We start from the raw sequence: 15,413 nt of genomic DNA on the forward strand, positions 1-15,413 counted from the left end.
GACAAGAAGTTTCACGTGAAACATCATTAAAACAGTCGAGTCGGCTCGCCAAGATAGTAACCCTGCAAATAATCCACCCCCATGTCTTGTGCAATGGTACACACCTCCTGATTGTGGACAAACTCCGCCACCGTCTCCGCGTTAAACACCTGGCACAAACGCACCAACTGGGAAGCGATCTTGCGCTGTTTTAAGTCTTTATCAATATCACGAATCAAGCTGCCATCGAGCTTTATGACTTCTGGCTCCAACTTTAGGATTTCATCGATATTCGAATAGCCGGCCCCAAAGTCATCAACAATGATACGCGCCCCTAAGCTTCTAAAATGACTGCACACTTCTATCATTCGGCCGTAGTCTTTGATCTGCTCAGATTCCAGCACTTCTAAACCAATTCGCCTTGGGTCATTTAGCTGGCTAATTTCATGCTCTAAAAGCATTAAAGTTTTATCACTGAGCAAATCTTGCGGCGATAAGTTTATAGAAAAGTCACCTTGCTTATCTCGCATATAATGCAACGTAGAATGAATCATATGCCGACTTAGTCGAGTGTAAAGATGCGTATCAGAGATAATTGGCAGAAAACGCCCTGGCGCAATCACCGTCCCATCGGCTTCCAGAATACGAACCAAACATTCTTGGCTTGCCAATTTGTGGCTACCCGCATGCACAATAGGTTGGCTATAAGTGATGATATTCTGTTTGAGAATGGCTCTACTGACGCAACTTAGCCATCCAAGTTGCTCTTTACGCACATCCTCACTGACTTCAATATCTTTCGCATTACAGATATGAGTATTACTGCGTACACCGGAGCGTCTCGCTTCGATGCCTTTGAGTAAGAGCTCATCCACTGAAGCGGATGGAAAATCTCGACGACTCACTAAGCCGCCGCATAGCGAGATAGAAAGATAATCTATTTCACGTAGACCAATTGGCTCAAAATTAGTTTGTTCTACCGCATCGGCAAAACGCGTAAAGTGCTGTTTGATGGTTTCGCTGCTTTGGTCAGCTTTAAATATGAATGCCCACTCACCAACCCCAATACTATAAAGCTGTAAAGCCGTTGGCATGCCAAAACGCTTTCGTAGTCGATTCGTAAAGTGCATTGAGAGATCTTTGAGTAATTGATCTCCCACTCGGTAGCCGTATTTTTCGTTGATATGACTAAAGTTAAGTAGCTTTAGAGTCAACAAATGCTCATCCAAATCGATGTTACTCAGCCGCTCTTGCAATGCGACCCGGTTTTGTAACCCCGTGCGACTGTCGCGTCGATAGCTTTCTTGTAACTTGCGCGTTTGGCGATCGAGTTGATATCCCATATGCGCGTTCATATGGTTGAGATCGCCGATCGCATTTCGAATCAAGCTAAACAGCGGTGAAATAGAGGAGCTAACGGGCGACTTAGGCAAGTTCAATGTTTGCACTTCGTCTCCCTCTCGCATCGCTAAATACGTCAGGCTGTGATGAAGAATTTCGGGCTGACCAATACCACCATGCAGTTCCCCCATACAGTAACTACCAAACGTCGTCGCAATATCTTTGAAGGCTTGGACTTCGTCGCTGCTGTCAATAAAGTCTAACCGTGACGCGCAGTTAAAAATCATCACGACTTCAGGTTGGTGCATGGCTAACTCAACCACACCATGCCGCACTTGCTCGAGCGTTAACGAGGGATGGTTATAGCAAAATTGCACTTCGTCACCAAGACACCAGGGCCTGTCGAAGCTCATACTGCCATCAGCGTGTAGCTCCGTTACCGTACAAACTTCCTTTCGCCCTAAGCTTTCTCGATACAATGGAAAGCTGAGCAGTTGACTCAGCGTCACGTCATGGCCATCCGCCAAGTAACGCTTGTATACGTCCAGCGCTTTCTTCTCACCTAAACAATACAAGCGCGTTCCTTTTGCATGAGTGACTTTGTGTGGCATGCCAATCGGGTTCCATTCCGAATACGCATCAGTCCATAGCTTCAAAGTATCACTGTGCAAAGCTACGGCAACCACAGCGTTATCGTAAACTCGGTTTTGATATAGCACCCAGCAGCCATCGTCAATACTCTGCGCCAACCCTCCAGAAATCACTACTTCTTCACTGGCGAAGGTTTGAAACAAGGGATAGTCACGTCGTTCAATTTGCACAGCAAAGCTGAGGATCACCTGTGAATTATGCTGCATTAGAAGAGAGCGCTTGAGCTCCCCGCCATCAATGTCAGGGGAGTAAGAGTATGTTTGTACCGCAGAAGTCAACGTGGTTTGCTCAAATTCAATCACACTCACTAGGCAACCAGAGGTAAATATCTCCCCTTCCAGAATCACATTACGCGTACTATGCCCCATAACATGAGCATTCGGCAGCGACGACAAAACGGCGTCTGCAAGTGTGGTCGTAATTTCGCGCGATTGCGTCGACAATATTTGTACTAAATATTGTTTATCTGAGGAAGTCGGAAAAGTGACTAAAAAGTCATTCAGTTGACTGACATCGTGAACCAGTTTTGAAAAAGCTCGCATGGACCTACCACTGCCGTAACACTATCTTCACCACGACGTGTGGCGTTACTATTTTTATTTAATAGAGAATAATTTACGTGGCTTTGCGCTGCTTTTCTAGACACAAAATGAGATTAGAATGGATTAATGCGAAAGCAATTAAAAAAGTGTGAGTAACGGCTGCAAACTATTGATTTCAATATCAGGTAAAGTACGTGTTTTTGAATGGTTAATGACATTTTTATTCATATCATTAAACCAACAGGCTGCAAAACCAGCCAACTTTGCACCATGCACATCCGTGGTTAGATGATCACCGACATGCAGAATATTCTCCGCAGGAATATCCAAGAATCGCTTCGCTTTAGTAAACATATCGGTTGCGGGTTTCGCCAATCCATCTGGTCCTGCTTTAAGTACCTGTTGGAAATAAGGCGTAAGACCGATGCGGTCTAAATCCACATTACCGTTGGTGATTGCCACCAACGGGATGTGCTGCGCGAGTTCCTCCAATACATCGAGGCTTTGCTGCGGCACTTCAAAACGGTTACGCCAGTCCAACGCAACGTCCACTGCGGCTTTCGCGGCGGCATGTGCTGTGTCTTCGTCGTAGCCTACTTGGGAGAAGGCTTGCTGAAGTTGCACTAAACGCCATAAAGTGACATCGCTCTTCAGCTCGGGTTGTTGCTGCACAACACGCTGCTTGAGAGCAAACCAATCCGCTTTGTTCATATGAGCAACCGCTGGATGATGGTGCTTGAGCCAAGATAGCAACTCACGCTCCATGCGAACTATCACAGGATAGTTGTCATAGAGGGTATCATCTAGGTCAAAGGTCATTGCCTTAATAGGCTCGATACGGCGATAAAATTTCATACTTCGGCTCACTCCCCGTTCTTTTTACGTGCGCGTGGGTGGGCTTGGTCGTAGGCTTGCGCCAAATGTTGGAAATCCAAGTGCGTGTAGATTTGGGTCGTCGAAATGTTCTCGTGCCCTAAAAGCTCCTGCACCGCACGTAAGTTATTGCTTGATTCGAGCATATGTGTCGCAAATGAGTGACGCAATTTATGCGGACTAATATGGCTTGCGACAGACTGTTTCTGCCCCCATTCAGCCATGCGCTTTTGCACGCTACGATGCGAAATACGCGTTCCAAGCTTAGACACAAACAAGGCGGGCTCACCTGGAGCGGCTAAATCACCACGAACGCGTAACCACTTCCCGACCCACTCGGTTGCCATCCCAGAGAACGGCACTTTACGTTCTTTATCGCCTTTACCAATAACACGAAGCTCACCACTACGCAGTTGTACGTCACGTACATCCACACCCACCAGTTCAGCCAAACGTAAGCCGGCGCCATACATCAGCTCCATCATGGCGCGATCGCGCACAGCCAGCGGGTCGTCCTCGTTGACTTCAAGTAATTGGCTCACTTCGTCAACATCGAGGTTTTTGGGCAACGGGCGTTTTTTGCGAGGTGCTGAAACCCCTTTGGCTGGGTTAGCCGACATCTCGCCACGCAGAATAAGGAAATCGAAAAAGCTACGCAGCGATGAGAGGCGCGTTGCCAAACTGCTGGCTTTCATGCCTTCTCGCATGCCCTTACCTGCTAATTGGCGCACCCAACCAGCATCCACTTGAGACCAATCTTTGAGCCCCATTTCAGCTAAGTGCTGCGCCATTGTTTCTAGCTGCTGTTTGTAATTGCGCTGAGTATGTAGGCTAAGCCCCTTTTCGCTTCGTAAGAATTCATAGAAGCGCTCAAGAGGCTTTTGCAGACTATTTGGCAGAGGAATGTTGGGAGTTGTCGTCATCGTAACTTTGCCATACCAGTGTTTGAGCGAGATGTGCCACTACTAATGATAGGTGACGCAAAAACAAGGTATCCATATCTGGCTGAAAATGGCCGCCATCTTCACTAGAAAAAGCAAGCACGCCCAGTGTTTGCTGTTTCACGAGCGGCAGTACCACATAGGACCCCATTTCCGGCACTTCCATGTTGCCAAACAAAGCTTCACGATCCACTTTGCGAAGACGTCCTAAGTACGCATCTTTGCCATTTAAGTGAGTGGTCGCAAAGCGTTGATAACTTTCCTTACTCAATTGAATCGATGCGTCGCATTGACTAAACAATCGAACAAACGCACGTAAGCCCAATGCTTTGGCTTTATCTTCGATAGAATGAATGACTTGTTTAAAGTCACCACACTTTAGAATCTGCCCCTGCAAATCCATAAATTCGTAAAAGGTGCGATCATTGTTCGCCGCAAGCGACATTAGTGTAGTGATCTCTTCCTCTAACTCTTCAATGCGCTGACGTTGGCGATTCATTTGGATGTGTACCAAAGATACCGCGCCTAAGTCTGAGTGTGGGAAAGATAAACGATCCACAAGCTCCGGACGTTGCACAAAAAAGTCTGGATGATCTTTGAGGTACTCGGCCACTACTTCAGCCGTTAAGGCATCTGTTTCTACTTGAGACAAACCGTTTCCTTTTTCTTCAACTAGCAAGACAATTGACCATCAAATACATGCGTTGTAGGTCCGGTCATAAACAACGGCTTGCCAGGGCCTTGCCATGCAATTCGCAATTCACCACCAGGTAGAGAAACCTTAACGTTTTCATCCAACAAGCCCTGCAGAATCCCAACCGCGACTGCCGCGCATGCACCACTACCACAAGCCTGTGTTTCTCCTGCGCCTCGCTCGTAAACTCGAAGACGAATATGGTCACGACTCACCACCTGCATAAAGCCAGCGTTGACGCGCTCTGGGAAACGCTCATGCGACTCAAGCAGCGGACCGAGAGTTTCCACTTCTGCCGTATCCACATCGTCGACCACGGTCACTACGTGCGGGTTACCCATGCTCACAGCACCACAAAACAAGGTATTGTCGCCTGCTCGCATGATGTAAGTTTTCTCTTTTTGCTTCGCTTTGAAAGGAATTTTGTTCGGTTCAAACTCTGGCACGCCCATGTTGACCGTCACTTCCCCATCATCTTCGATGTTGAGAATCATCTTTCCTTTCTTGGTGCTCACGCTGATGCTGTATTTATTGGTCAGCCCCTTCAAGCGAACAAAGCGGGCAAAACAGCGTGCACCGTTACCACACTGTTCAACTTCACTACCATCGGCATTAAAAATCCGATAATGGAAGTCGGTTTCAGGGTCGTAAGGGGCCTCTACCACAAGCAATTGGTCAAAACCAACGCCAGTATGACGATCCGCCAAGCGGCGGATCAGGTCTTGCGAGAAAAACACGTTCTGGGTAATACAGTCGACGACCATGAAGTCGTTGCCCAAACCGTGCATTTTGGAAAAGTGGAAATGCATTTGTTGTGTGTTACTCCGGTAGAATCTGTTCCAGCTGCCACAAACTGGTCAGCTCCTCACGCTGGCGAACTAAGTGGCTTTGTTTACCGTCCACCATCACTTCTGCCGCTCGGGTACGAGTATTGTAGTTCGAAGACATCACAAAACCATAGGCACCTGCTGAACGAACCGCGAGTAGATCACCTTCTTGCAAAACGAGTGCGCGATCTTTACCCAAGAAGTCGCCGGTTTCACAAATAGGACCAACTAAGTCGTAAGTCTGTGCTTCACCCTTTCGCGGTGAAACTGGCACAATATCTTGCCATGCTTGGTATAGCGCAGGACGCATCAAGTCGTTCATTGCAGCGTCGATAATCGCAAAGTTTTTATGCTCAGTATGTTTTAAAAACTCAACACGCGTTAGCAAGATACCTGCGTTCGCAGCAATTGCACGGCCTGGCTCAAAGATCAGCTCCAAGTCTTGGTGATTTTCAAGACGGCCTAGTAACGCTTTGGCGTAATCAGAAGGCTGAGGTGGTAATTCATCACGATAGACCACACCCAAACCGCCGCCGACATCAAGGTGACGAATGTTAATGCCTTGCGCTTTTAAATCATCAATCAGGGCTAATAAACGGTCTGTCGCGTCGATAAATGGGTCTATATTGGTCAGCTGAGAACCAATGTGGCAGTCGATGCCTTGCACATTCAAGTTCGGCAGGCTTTGCGCGAATTTATAAACATCTGGCGCACGATCAAACGCAATGCCGAATTTATTGTCGCGAAGACCAGTCGAAATGTAAGGGTGTGTTTTCGCGTCGACATCTGGATTGATACGCAGAGAAATTGGCGCAATCACACCAAGCTCACCCGCAACCTTGTTCAAACGTTCTAGCTCTGGCTCAGATTCAACGTTGAAACATTTGATACCTAGCTCAAGAGCGCGCTTCATCTCTGCCGGTGTTTTACCAACACCAGAGAAAACGACTTTTTTCGGATCACCGCCTGCGGCAATCACACGCTCAAGTTCACCACCCGACACGATGTCAAAACCCGATCCCAAACGCGCTAGCGTGTTCAATACGCCTAAGTTTGAGTTGGCTTTCACCGCGTAGCAAACCAGGTGAGGATGCTGACCCACAGCACTATCAAACGCCTTCCAATGGCGCTCTAGCGTGGCTCGAGAATATACGTAAAGAGGAGTGCCATATTGCTCTGCAAGAGCTTGAAGTGGGACGTCTTCGGCCCAAAGCTGGCCATCATCCTGATAGTTGAAGTAATCCAAAATTCGCTTCCCTTATTTTATTCGACTGCTGAACCCTAATTTCACCCTAAGGTGCGGTTATTTATTGTGATTGCTCATTCTGTTGAGTGTCATCTGGAATGTATAGTGAGCCAGACTGACCACACCCCGCTAAGGTCGCGGCAACCATCACAAACAACACAGTAACTAATTTTTTCATTTCGCATATCGTGATTATTGAATCAATGCCCCCTATAATCGCACCACACTCAGGAAAAGCAATAGGATAGACGGATGAACGATACTGAATTTCATCAACTGGTGGATGCGCAGATGCAAATCATCGAAGAATCCATCGATGATTCAGGCGCAGACATTGATTACGAAGTCACTGGCAACGTAATGACATTGGAATTTGAAGACCGCAGCCAAATCATCATTAATCGCCAAGAGCCGATGCAGGAGATCTGGCTAGCGTCCAAATCTGGTGGTTTCCACTTCAAGCTTATTGAAGGTAAATGGACCTGCTCAAAAACGGGTATGGAGCTATTTGAAATGGTGAAGCAAGAGTGTGAAAAGCACGCGGGCGAAGCCATTGATTGGGTATAATACTGGTCAATCGTCACCAAAACAAAAAGAGCACCGAAGTGCTCTTTTTGTTTATTGATAAGGGTTTAATTACGCGTTCACAGTTTTGGTCGGGCGACTCGGTGAACAACCGTCATTACGGTAAGGAATGATATACGCATTCCCCTCTTCAGGGTGAATAATTTGATAGTACTGAGGCAGGTTAAAATTAATAAACTTCGACGCGACGCGACTATCGTCTTTTACCGACGTGTAGAAACTGTTTACAGACGAAATCATTTCATCTTTGGAGCCACTAAATTGGTGATACACTTCTACTTGATTTGACTCATCCAACACATAAATATTGAAGCCATCTTCGTTATCTTCAAAGAAGAACTGCACCAGACCTTCACTGGCAAACCCATCCACCGCTTCCGGCATTTGATATTCTTGCTCACGATCGAGCATTAACAGCGGCGAGCCTTTGAGTTTGTTAGTAGAAATGCTGCGGTAGAAATCGATGGAATTTTCTAGCTTCTGCACCGACACACCACGACGTTCAAAGAACAACCCATAAGTCTGGTTACCAAGACGCATCGCTTTAAAGCGGCGACGTTTCTCTTGCTCTACTGGTTTCAAGCGTAAGTCGATACATTCAGCTAAAAGCTGGTAAACCATATTACGCATCACACCACGCATGTTCTTCGCATAGCAGAACACATCCACTGATTCTGGTGGCAACGCATCTTGGTGCATTTTGCCCAAAATGGTTTTCAGTGCATCCAGCATCGCCGTTTCCCCTTTGAAATGCAGCGTACGCACTTCATGCCAAGAGTTACGGTAAACAAGGTCAACACTGCCGACTAAATTTTTATGTTCTGGACCAAAGCTAAAAATATCGGTGTTCTTAACATCCACTTTCAACGAACGACCAGAAAGTTCAGACGTCGGATCATTTTCGAAGTTGATGAACATCGCAAGCTGGCTTATTTCACAAGGACTCGCTAGCGCCTGCATAGATGGACGACGCTTACGCAACGCAAAAGTATTTCGTAAGTCACTCACCATTTGGTAAAACTTATCAATATCTAGCTGCGCTTCACGTACCACGGCATGTAAACGAGTCGATTCAGTGATCAAGCCATTGAAGAATGCCCAAGCAACCAACTTACTCAAGTATTCATGATGCTCTAGATATGGTTGCCCCAAAATGCGGTGCGCAATAAGCGGTTGTTTATAGAGGTACCAACCAGACTTGTTTACCCCCCCTTTTTTCACTTCGATAAAGCTCAAGTCAGGCTCGTGCAGATCAGGTGAAATCTGTGGGTTTAGTAACGTTACTTTGCCCGGCAATACTTCAAAAGCAGCGTAGAGTTTACGGGCCAAAATACTGATGTCTTGCGGACTGATAGCAGAAGTGATGTCGTTACGACGCGCAAATTGAATCAAGTTACGGTAGCTTTGCATCAACGCATCCAGCAATGCATGATGTACCACCTTTACTTGTTCAACCTTCCAATTACGGCGGTCATCGAGCTCTGCAACGACACTGGCATCCCAATTCCATTTTGCAATCATATCGCTCAGTGCTTCACGACGCCAAGCTACTGAGCCAATATTCGGCTCACGAGATAGTTTTTCATGGGTTTTGAGATAGAAACAGCGACGCACCAAATCCAAACGTGTATCGTCTTGAATTCGCTCTAAGTAACGGGTTACTTTTTCCAACATTAAGTAGTACGCATCCATGCCATAGAGATCAGGCTCATGGGCAAAGAAACGACGTTTAGTGTCGATGCTTAACAATTGAGTATGCGGGTATTCCCACGAGTAAGCTTCTAGCAAGATGGCTTTTAATACCGATTTGTAGGGAGAGTCGATGCTTTTGTATAACTGCCACAAGTTCGAGCCGAAGTATTCTTCAGCAGGAATGCAGTTCAATTTACCAAAGTCGATCCATTCACTACAGTCGATGTAACCATCACTGCACAGTTGAGAAACGTACTCGTCGTAACACTCTTCCATTTCTGGCGGCACGATTTGCCATAACAAACGCTGTCCGGCAATACGCACCGCACTACGATAGAATTCATCTAGCAAAAGTAAGTGCTGAGATGAACCACAGTTATCACCCGTCATCTCTTCAGAATGATTGCTTCTAAAGCGCTCTTTATCCATTAAGAAAAAGTTCGCTTCCACGCCTTTGCTTTGTGCCCAATCCGTGATGAGTAAGCATTTATTGGTCAATAACTCGCGTTCGTCACAATCCATCTCTGGTGAGATACACACCCAAATATCCAAATCACTGGAAGTACTTTGACCAATCGAGGAGGTACTGCCCATGGTGTACAAACCCAATATAGCGGGCTTTTCTACCGTCTTGAGCGGCTGACCAATGGCAAGTTGAATATCATCTATGAATTGTTGCTGAATGCTATTTAGTTCAAGCCCATGCACACCAAAGGGACATCGGCATCATAATAGCCAGGAATTACAGGATGGTTGTAGTTCAACAAGGCAGGAATCAAGTGGAAGACTTGCTGGCTTTGCGAATCCATAAGCGCCAGCGCGCGATCAACTCGCTGCTGATTCAAATTATCTAGTCGCTGGATGATTTTTTGGGTGTAAGCCTGCAAGGGGAATTCCTTGGTTGAACAATCACGAAAATCTGCTGACGTTTTAAACCAAAACGGCTTAAAAACGTGATCAATTTAACACTTTTATTGGTGCGGGTAAAGCTTCACGCCCGCGTATCACTCTGGATACAAAACCATACTTTAGTCACAAAATTAATCGCGCGGTAGTGTCGCTCTTATTACCTATTACTAATAATAGTCCTTAGTCTAATTGAGAATCCAGTCACACTATTTTCATAACGTCATGTAATTCCATTCATAGCCTTCAGAGATAACGAACTAACAGTAAGCATTTCTTGATGAGAATGGTAGGATAAACCCAAATCCAAACAGCATTGAGAAGATCATGACACAATCCACACCGATTCGCATTGCAACTCGAAAAAGCCCTCTTGCTTTATGGCAAGCTTACTTTGTTAAAGACGCCCTTCAAGCCGCTCACCCTGGCTTGGAAGTCGAGTTAGTAACCATGGTGACTAAAGGTGACGTGATTTTAGATACACCACTAGCAAAAGTTGGCGGCAAAGGCTTGTTCGTAAAAGAGCTTGAAGTCGCGATGCTAGAAGGACGTGCAGACCTCGCCGTTCACTCAATGAAAGACGTGCCCGTCGATTTCCCAGAAGGCCTTGGCCTCGTGACCATTTGTGAGCGTGAAGATCCTCGTGATGCCTTCGTCTCTAATACCTATAGCCACATTGATGAGCTCCCTCAAGGTGCCGTGGTTGGTACTTGCAGTTTGCGTCGTCAATGCCAACTGAAAGAATATCGTCCGGACATCATCATCAAAGAGCTTCGCGGTAATGTGGGCACTCGCCTTGGTAAGTTAGATGCGGGTGAGTATGATGCAATCATTCTTGCTGCGGCTGGCCTCAAACGATTGAAGCTTGAAGAGCGCATTCGTAGCTTTATCGAACCAGAGCAATCACTACCAGCGGTAGGGCAAGGTGCTGTCGGTATTGAGTGCCGCCTTGACGATGAAAGACTGCTTAAGCTGCTTGAGCCACTTAACCACCAAGACACCGTAGACCGCGTTTTGTGTGAGCGCGCAATGAACCTTACGCTAGAAGGCGGCTGTCAGGTACCTATCGGCAGCTATGCCCTGCTAGACGGCGACAACATTTGGCTACGCGCATTAGTTGGCGAACCAGATGGCAGCGAAATTGTGCGTGGTGAAATTCGTGGCCATCGTAAAGACGGCGAAGCATTAGGAGTGCAGCTAGCCAATGAGCTGCTAGATAACGGCGCTCGTGAAATCCTAACTAAGCTGTACGCAGATCACGAATAACCATGGCAGTGTTGGTCACTCGGCCGGGAGAGCAAGGCAACGCGCTTTGCTCTCTGCTCGAAAGGCACGGCATTTCCGCATATCACCATCCTCTGATCGACATTGTCGCCGATCTCACGGACACGCACCTCTCTAAACATCTACATCAAGCTCAAATTGTTATCGCTGTTAGTCGACATGCAGTGCAATGTGCACAGCAAATCTTAGCCAGCAACGGGATGTCATGGCCGAAACAAGCTATTTACCTTGCCGTTGGTCAAAAAACAGCACACTATTTAAGCAAATGTACCCAACAGAAAGTACACTATCCCCAAGTCAGTGATAGTGAACACTTATTGCGACTGCCAGAGCTCAACAATGTGGCACAACAACAAGTTCTTATCCTTCGTGGTAACGGCGGAAGAGAGCTGATCAAAGATGCATTGGTGAGGCGTGGCGCAAAAGTTCACTATAGTGAGACTTACAAGAGAGAATTCATCCCATTCGATCCAGTAAGCTGTATCTCACTATGGAAAAACCTACAAATTAACCAGATTATTGTCACCAGTGGTGAACAACTGGATTATTTGTGCAGCCAATTGACGTCGGAGCAATTGACTTGGCTTAATCAACAAGAGTTGTATATCCCCAGTCAGCGTATCGCTGACATCGCAATTCAAAGGGGGTTCACTCGCGTGAGATGCACGGGAAGCGCATCCAACCAAGAATTACTGGCGGCTCTCCAGCCCTAGCTACACAGGATATAGGCATGACAAGTAAAAATAACGACCAAAAAAATAACGATAAAAACCTTTCCGAAGAAACCTCATCGGCACCGCTAGTCGAAAAAAGCACATCGCAGCAGGATGCGGACCTTAAAAAAGAGCAACCACAAGCGGCCGAGCCCCCAAAAACAGCGGAGCCAACCAAAGTCGAGTTTGAAGAAAAACAAGGTAAACGCGGTGTCAAACTAGGCACGGTCGCTATCATCTTATCGATTATTTTTGGCGGTGGCCTCGCGTACAAGCTGCATCAACAGCAAGCCGATTACCAAGCGCAGATCGCCCAACTAAAAAGTCAGCTAGAAAGCACTCAAGCTTCCATGAAGCAAGAGCTCAGCCGGGTACAAGAAGAAACCATCGAGAAAGCAACAACCGTGACACACAAAGCGGAAGTGGTACTTGGACAGCAACAGAAGAGCATTGAAAGCTTACAGCTCGCCGTTGCCGATGTGAAAGGTCGTCGACCAAACGACTGGCTATTGGCGGAAGCCGATTACCTCGTCAAATTAGCCGGCCGTAAATTGTTCTTAGAGCACGATGTAGAAAGCGCGACTCAACTGATGGAAAGTGCAGACCAACGCATTGCAGCGCTGAATGACCCTAGTCTCGTCAAACTACGTAAAGCAATGGCGAACGATATCACCAAACTTCGCACTATCCCGCTGATTGACCGTGATGGATTGGTACTACGCTTAACTGCCCTACAACAGCAAGTAGACAAGCTCCCTCTCGCCAATGCACTGCTACCTGAAGCTGAAGCCGTAGAAAACACTGAAGTGTCTGAAGATATCGCAAACTGGCAAGATAACTTAATGACCTCTTTGAAGGACTTTTCAGAAAACTTCATTACCTTCCGCACGCGCGATGGTAACGTCATTCCACTGCTTTCTCCTGAGCAACACTTTTACCTGAAAGAAAACATCAAAGCCAAATTGGAAACGGCAATAAAAGCGGTGTACCAAGAGCAAGGTGAAATTTACACCACGTCTCTAAAAACAGCAGACAAATGGGCATTAGCTTTCTTCAACCAAGACGATAATTCTGTTAAAGAGTTCAACAAAACGGTTAACCTACTAAGTCAGCAAAATATTCAAGTGGAATACCCAACAAAACTGCAAAGTCAGTCTCAACTATCAGATGTCATCCGTGAACGCCTACGTCGTGAAGTCACAACGATGACAGGCATGGAGGATAAGTAATGTTTCGTCTTATTTTCCTATTTGTTGTACTAGGCGCAGGACTATTTGTTGGCACCCAGTTTTCTGGTCAGCAAGGCTATGTACTCATCTCCATTGCCGAGAAAACGGTCGAGATGAGCGTAACGACATTAGTGGTTTTCGTTATCGCAGCACTCGCAGGTCTTTTTCTGCTTGAGTACCTGATTAAGAAGTTAGTTTATGCTAGTTCTACAACATGGAACTACTTCAGTGTTCGCAAAATGCGCCATTCCCGCCGATACACCAATGAAGGCATTATTAAACTTCTAGAAGGTGACTGGAAAGGTGCTGAGAAGAAAGTAACTCGCTGGGCAAATCATCACGATATGCCGCTGCTTTGCTACTTAGTTGCCTCTGAAGCCGCACAAGGTCAAGGTGATAAAGCAAAACGAGATCACTATCTAGAGCTAGCGAGCCAACAAGAGAACGCCCATCTCGCAGTAGAACTGACTCGAGCGAAACAATTTATCCGCGACAACGAGTTCGAGTCCGCTTTCGATACCTTGCAATCGTTAAAAAGTCAGTATGCGAGTAACTCTATTGTATTGAACTTGCTGAAAACAACGTACATGCAGCTAAAGTTGTGGCAACCTCTTATTGACCTCTTGCCACAACTAACCAAAGCAAAACTCATCTCGGAAGAAGAACATGCAGAGCTGATTCAAAAGGCGCAGTGCGGCTTACTCCATGAAGTAGCGCAGCAACAGGGTAGCGAAGGGCTAATCTCCCATTGGAATAGCCTCTCACGTAAAGTGAAACAAGACACACACCTCATTGCCTGTTTTGCTCGAGAACTCATCACACGAAAAGCTGATGCAGAAGCCTTTACCGTGCTAAAAGAAGCATTAAAAAAACAACCAGCCCCAGAGCTTTATCAACTACTGCCAGATCTAAATCTGCCAGATACCCACTCTGTCGTGGTCTTCTTAGAGGGAGTAGTGAAGAAAGAACCGGATAACGCCGCTGCCCATAGCGCATTAGCGCACTTCTATTTCCGTCAAGAGAAGTGGCAAGAAGCCCAGGATCACTTTGAGATCGCCTTAAAGCTTCGCTCTGACGTCTCTGACTATGCATTCCTAGCAGACACACTAGAGAAGCAAAATCTAACCAAAGCTGCTCACGAAGTCTCTCGTAAAGCTCTCACGCTAGTACAGAATGACTAACTAAAGGTGACCTAACGAAGCCGGCAGCTTACTGTCGGCTTTTTTATTGCCTGCTACTAACCCTTTAGTCCTTGGTCATCAAGATGTTTATCAAATTCATTGGCTCCCAAGTAGTGCCCGACTTCCTAGTAACTCACTATCGTTTCACTTTCACTCTTCTCTTTTGACTACTCTGATCCTGTCATTCCAGCAGAATCCAAAACAATTTTAAAAGATGCAGGAATACGTAACTTTAGCCTGTAGAAGTATGGTTTTAAGACGTAGCTAGATTTAGGCAATAGAGCACGCGCGTCGCTAGACTGAGTAAAACAAAAAGATACATCAGTGAAACAGTGGCTATTTGAGTATGCTTATTCCCGTAAAAGGGGCTAGAGAAGCAATGGTAGTGCTTTAAGAAAACGATAAGGCAATAGATGGTTCAACAGCATCTCCAACAACCTTATCGGGACAGCATGCAGTGATGAGGATGAACAGCTTTAGAGGCAACTGCACTTCTTAGCAAAAATCAAAACGTCACAACCAATACCGATACCAATATTACTTTGTCGAAAAGTAGATCGCATATGGAATTGATTTTTGACAAGCACAGATAGAGTAATAAAGATCTGCGGAAATGAAAAAAGCCTCGCTATTTCTAGCGAGGCTTCTTAATAGTGGCGGAGAGATAGGGATTTGAACCCTAGATACGCTATTAACGTATGCCGGTTTTCAAGACCGGTGCTTTCAACC

12 protein-coding genes and 1 pseudogene are annotated in these 15,413 nt (G+C 46.3%); 5 read left to right on the top strand and 8 right to left on the bottom strand.

The window, feature by feature from the left end; genetic code table 11:
- Positions 1–26: 26 nt before the first annotated feature.
- The 7 genes from R7P36_RS22320 to lptM all read right to left on the bottom strand — a co-directional run bounded on the left by R7P36_RS22320 (position 27) and on the right by lptM (position 7,272).
- Complete coding sequence (locus R7P36_RS22320) at positions 27–2,513, bottom strand: EAL domain-containing protein (protein ID WP_172563446.1); 2,487 nt, start codon at positions 2,511–2,513, stop codon at positions 27–29.
- 138 nt (positions 2,514–2,651) lie between these two features.
- Positions 2,652–3,368 carry a 5-amino-6-(5-phospho-D-ribitylamino)uracil phosphatase YigB gene (gene yigB, locus R7P36_RS22325; RefSeq protein WP_182039482.1) on the bottom strand — a complete coding sequence of 239 codons (717 nt, stop codon included), beginning with the start codon at positions 3,366–3,368 and terminating at the stop codon, positions 2,652–2,654.
- 8 nt (positions 3,369–3,376) lie between these two features.
- The gene (gene xerC / locus R7P36_RS22330) at positions 3,377–4,309 is read right to left on the bottom strand and encodes a tyrosine recombinase XerC (RefSeq protein WP_182039483.1); all 933 of its coding nucleotides are present in this window, start codon (positions 4,307–4,309) and stop codon (positions 3,377–3,379) included.
- Positions 4,275–5,006 carry a DUF484 family protein gene (locus R7P36_RS22335; protein ID WP_174844528.1) on the bottom strand — a complete coding sequence of 244 codons (732 nt, stop codon included), beginning with the start codon at positions 5,004–5,006 and terminating at the stop codon, positions 4,275–4,277. The genes xerC and R7P36_RS22335 overlap by 35 nt, the downstream gene beginning before the upstream one ends.
- Positions 5,000–5,830, bottom strand: coding sequence for a diaminopimelate epimerase (gene dapF / locus R7P36_RS22340; protein ID WP_005383396.1), 831 nt, complete (start codon positions 5,828–5,830; stop codon positions 5,000–5,002). Before dapF ends, R7P36_RS22335 begins: the two co-directional genes overlap by 7 nt.
- Positions 5,831–5,840: 10 nt before the next feature.
- A complete protein-coding gene (lysA, locus tag R7P36_RS22345; RefSeq protein ID WP_005378745.1) occupies positions 5,841–7,094 on the bottom strand; it encodes a diaminopimelate decarboxylase in 1,254 nt (417 codons plus the stop codon).
- Positions 7,095–7,155: 61 nt separating this feature from the next.
- Entirely contained in the window at positions 7,156–7,272 is a 117-nt protein-coding gene (lptM, locus tag R7P36_RS24830) for an LPS translocon maturation chaperone LptM (protein ID WP_005378746.1), read from the bottom strand.
- A 74-nt stretch (positions 7,273–7,346) separates the two neighbouring features.
- Between lptM and cyaY the strand changes: the two genes are divergently transcribed.
- Positions 7,347–7,661 (top strand): iron donor protein CyaY, encoded by a 315-nt coding sequence (gene cyaY / locus R7P36_RS22355; RefSeq protein ID WP_047104004.1) that lies wholly within the window; start codon positions 7,347–7,349, stop codon positions 7,659–7,661.
- 69 nt (positions 7,662–7,730) lie between these two features.
- On the opposite strand, the pseudogene R7P36_RS22360 reads toward cyaY, so the two are convergent.
- Positions 7,731–10,258 (bottom strand): annotated as a pseudogene (locus R7P36_RS22360) (class I adenylate cyclase).
- A gap of 346 nt (positions 10,259–10,604) precedes the next feature.
- Between R7P36_RS22360 and hemC the strand changes: the two are divergent.
- From hemC to R7P36_RS22380, 4 genes are read left to right on the top strand one after another with little or no spacing between them, the layout of a single operon-like run.
- Positions 10,605–11,543, top strand: coding sequence for a hydroxymethylbilane synthase (gene hemC, locus R7P36_RS22365; RefSeq protein ID WP_033907277.1), 939 nt, complete (start codon positions 10,605–10,607; stop codon positions 11,541–11,543).
- Positions 11,544–11,545: 2 nt separating this feature from the next.
- Positions 11,546–12,274, top strand: coding sequence for a uroporphyrinogen-III synthase (locus R7P36_RS22370; RefSeq protein ID WP_005383386.1), 729 nt, complete (start codon positions 11,546–11,548; stop codon positions 12,272–12,274).
- Positions 12,275–12,291: 17 nt separating this feature from the next.
- Positions 12,292–13,503: a uroporphyrinogen-III C-methyltransferase gene (locus R7P36_RS22375; RefSeq protein ID WP_151514311.1), complete on the top strand. Its 1,212-nt coding sequence runs from the start codon at positions 12,292–12,294 to the stop codon at positions 13,501–13,503.
- Positions 13,503–14,684, top strand: coding sequence for a heme biosynthesis protein HemY (locus tag R7P36_RS22380; RefSeq protein WP_213900076.1), 1,182 nt, complete (start codon positions 13,503–13,505; stop codon positions 14,682–14,684). Before R7P36_RS22375 ends, R7P36_RS22380 begins: the two co-directional genes overlap by 1 nt.
- Positions 14,685–15,413 lie beyond the last annotated feature (729 nt).

It is taken from the genome of Vibrio sp. 397 (genome assembly GCF_033339395.1).
GTDB classification, from domain to species: domain Bacteria; phylum Pseudomonadota; class Gammaproteobacteria; order Enterobacterales; family Vibrionaceae; genus Vibrio; species Vibrio alginolyticus.

Coding starts and splice junctions, on each gene's coding strand:
- R7P36_RS22320 (WP_172563446.1), bottom strand. CDS start 2,513: ATGCGAGCTTTTTCAAAACTGGTTCACGATGTCAGTCAACTGAATGAC.
- yigB (WP_182039482.1), bottom strand. CDS start 3,368: ATGAAATTTTATCGCCGTATCGAGCCTATTAAGGCAATGACCTTTGAC.
- xerC (WP_182039483.1), bottom strand. CDS start 4,309: ATGACGACAACTCCCAACATTCCTCTGCCAAATAGTCTGCAAAAGCCT.
- dapF (WP_005383396.1), bottom strand. CDS start 5,830: ATGCATTTCCACTTTTCCAAAATGCACGGTTTGGGCAACGACTTCATG.
- lptM (WP_005378746.1), bottom strand. CDS start 7,272: ATGAAAAAATTAGTTACTGTGTTGTTTGTGATGGTTGCCGCGACCTTA.
- cyaY (WP_047104004.1), top strand. CDS start 7,347: ATGAACGATACTGAATTTCATCAACTGGTGGATGCGCAGATGCAAATC.
- hemC (WP_033907277.1), top strand. CDS start 10,605: ATGACACAATCCACACCGATTCGCATTGCAACTCGAAAAAGCCCTCTT.
- R7P36_RS22370 (WP_005383386.1), top strand. CDS start 11,546: ATGGCAGTGTTGGTCACTCGGCCGGGAGAGCAAGGCAACGCGCTTTGC.
- R7P36_RS22375 (WP_151514311.1), top strand. CDS start 12,292: ATGACAAGTAAAAATAACGACCAAAAAAATAACGATAAAAACCTTTCC.
- R7P36_RS22380 (WP_213900076.1), top strand. CDS start 13,503: ATGTTTCGTCTTATTTTCCTATTTGTTGTACTAGGCGCAGGACTATTT.